Genomic DNA, 2,702 nt, shown 5'->3' with positions numbered 1-2,702 from the left:
AATCTTTATGAATATACCCATCTCTGACTGCAAATCTGATTAATTGGGCATTTCTTGGATAGCTATTTTCTACTTGTGTATTCGTTAAATTAATATCTTCGAATTTACTAAGGGCCATATTCAACTCTGCATCTTCCAAATGCCCTTCCAGTTGCTGTTGCAGCCATTTATCTAGGCCCATTCTAACAACAGATGCCACATCACCAGATTTTGCTCCATAAGTAAAACGACTTAATAAATGGGCCGCAGCTTGCTCGTCTGTTAATCCAGCTTTTTTATAAGGTAGGTTTAAGTTAGTATAGCTAACAAAAGAGGCTAGCAACAATAACATGCCGAAGCCAGCTAGGCAAATATAAAAGTTGTGAATTCTTCCCTTCATTGTAATTTAGTTATTGGTGGTTCGATTTAACGTTATGACAATTTAAAAAGCAGAAGGATTAATCTGACTTTAACTTTTATATTTTCTTGGCAAAACAAAATAATCATTCCTGTTTGCTGCATAAGTTTAAGATTTTGCTTTCTTGATCACCAAATTAGCTACCTGTTTAAACTGCGTGCTTTCCCATCCAAAGTGATACTTGATATACATCTTAACCGCAGCTGATAATGCCACGAGGCCATTTACTTCCCTGTACATTACCTCGTTTCGGATTAAACATGCGTTGCTAAGTAAGGCATTAATTCTTTTGACCTCATTGTTTTTTAAGTACAGTGCTGTATAAAATTCTTCTAGGTTACTTACTTTCAGCTCTGCTTGTTCAGGGAGATAAAGTAAATTAGCTTTTAGCAACTTAATGATTTTACAAAAATTATCTAATAAGAAGTCGTATCGTGGTTGAGAAGCAAATTGATTGCAGATTATTTTACTACTTCCTATCAACATATAGATCTCGGTTTCACTGATACATGTTGTAAGCTGTAGTTCTTTAAATAGTTTTTTATTCAAAAACTTTAGAGAATCAAAAGCCGCTTCTCGAACATTTACCGTATAAATATGCTGATTTGTAAGTGCGTTTACATTAGCAATGGCAGCTTTTGCATTTTGAGACACAATGCCTAAAGCTTCGAGTTGTATTCCTCCTTTCGTAGGGTTATAATATTTACCGAGCTCAGCAATTTTTGCAATCAAAACATCAAAGCTGGCGAGATTTCTCACGTGTTCATTTTCACAAATCGTCCGCATCATTTTCCTATTTCTATGATTATAATTATTTAATTACCATCAAGTTATAAAATTAAAAATGACAAAAAAGAAGTGTAGAAAAAGTATAATTTAGATTAAAAAAGTATTAAAATGGTTAATGAAAATTACAACCATCAAGTTTAAAATTTTTGACTGGTTAAAGATTAGACGCAAAGGAAAAGAAGCCCGAAGTCGAAGTTTTTCTAAAGAATGCTGCTGCGAGTTAATTAAGATGAATTCCATCTTCCATTAGCAAGCCTTTATGACCCGTTGCAGTTTCGACTATGTGAATGTATTTATAGCCTTTAGTTAACTGATCATAAACCTGATCGACCAACTTAATAGAAACGTCGGGCGCATGAAAGCAAACACTATCTTGTAGGCACAGGATTTTATGTTTACCAAAGGACATGAAATCATATAAGTAACCTTTATCCTGAAGTTCAATAACTCTTTTTGTAATGAGATTGTTCATTTTTTTAATTTTGGCCAAAGATGATTTCATAATAAAGTTTTAAAAAGGTAAATATTTATTAGAACGAGGTAACTACATTAACAAAGAGCAACTTACAATAGTTTTAATTTTGTTTTAAAATTTTTAAGTTTTACATTTTGCATACTCCATAAGGAAATTGCCACACAAATTAAACACATAAGTTGTAACGAATTAGACAACATAGTCGTCTTACTATATAAAGTAGAATGATGAATACTCGCCATATATTATTTATGATCTTGACTGCTATTGGACTAGCGGCTTGCAAGAAAGAACAACTCCCGGTACCAGAAAAACCCAACGTGGAGTTACCAGATTCTCCAACGATTAGCTATAAAGAATTAAATAGAAAATTAAAAGCATCTGATGTGAACCCGATGAACCTAGATGTTAATGATGATGGCGTAATTGATTATTCTTATTTTCTTCAATATGCTGTTATGTCTGGGACTGTTCGTTTATATGCAGGTGTAAATCCTGTATTTGGTAGTTCGACCGCTGCTGGCGAGCAAAATGACGAGGAGTTTTTAAACATGGGGCACCTCCATAGTTTTACAGTAACAATGCCTATTCAAAGTACCTTAACCTGGACACAGGAACATTCAATCTTAGGTGTCAGATATGAGGATCCCAATGGAGGGAACAGGACTTATGCAGGCCAATGGGGCAACGGACAGCCAACTATCATGTCTGCTCGTTTATCGGTAAATGGGAAAACGCATTACGGCTGGATTAGGCTTAAATTTGACAAGGTCACCGAAGAGCTCATTTTGATTGATGCGGCATGGAATACAATTACGGATCAAGCAATAAAAGCCGGTGCAAAGTAACTAATCGTCGTAGTCATCCTTTGTCCACACATCTGCAAACTCTTCGGGATGTCGTTTAAACTGCGCATGTACATAGGGACACAATGGAATAACTTTCAGCTGCTTTTTACGCGCATAACTGACCATTGCATTCAGCAAAATCTTTGCTAAACCTTTCCCTTCGGCCTTTGGATTAACTTCCGTGTGGTAAACA

The 2,702-nt window shown here is 35.2% G+C and carries 5 protein-coding genes; 1 reads left to right on the top strand and 4 read right to left on the bottom strand.

Annotation, left to right across the window (positions count from 1 at the left end):
• The 3 genes from WC622_RS16995 to WC622_RS16985 form a co-directional block, all read right to left on the bottom strand.
• On the bottom strand, nucleotides 1-379 hold a 379-nt coding region (locus tag WC622_RS16995; RefSeq protein WP_372820881.1), incomplete at its 3' end, for a DUF1800 family protein.
• Between the two features lie 126 nt (nucleotides 380-505).
• The gene (locus WC622_RS16990) at nucleotides 506-1,156 is read right to left on the bottom strand and encodes a hypothetical protein (protein ID WP_372820880.1); all 651 of its coding nucleotides are present in this window, start codon (nucleotides 1,154-1,156) and stop codon (nucleotides 506-508) included.
• Between the two features lie 250 nt (nucleotides 1,157-1,406).
• A complete protein-coding gene (locus WC622_RS16985) occupies nucleotides 1,407-1,688 on the bottom strand; it encodes a hypothetical protein (RefSeq protein WP_372820879.1) in 282 nt (93 codons plus the stop codon).
• A gap of 197 nt (nucleotides 1,689-1,885) precedes the next feature.
• Between WC622_RS16985 and WC622_RS16980 the strand changes: the two genes are divergently transcribed.
• Nucleotides 1,886-2,509 (top strand): hypothetical protein, encoded by a 624-nt coding sequence (locus tag WC622_RS16980; RefSeq protein ID WP_372820878.1) that lies wholly within the window; start codon nucleotides 1,886-1,888, stop codon nucleotides 2,507-2,509.
• On the opposite strand, the gene WC622_RS16975 is transcribed toward WC622_RS16980, so the two are convergent.
• The coding region (locus WC622_RS16975; RefSeq protein ID WP_372820877.1) for a GNAT family N-acetyltransferase at nucleotides 2,510-2,702 on the bottom strand (193 nt) is incomplete at its 5' end.

The organism is Pedobacter sp., assembly GCF_041662865.1.
GTDB lineage: Bacteria > Bacteroidota > Bacteroidia > Sphingobacteriales > Sphingobacteriaceae > Pedobacter.
This window is presented reverse-complemented; position numbering and strand designations above follow the sequence as displayed.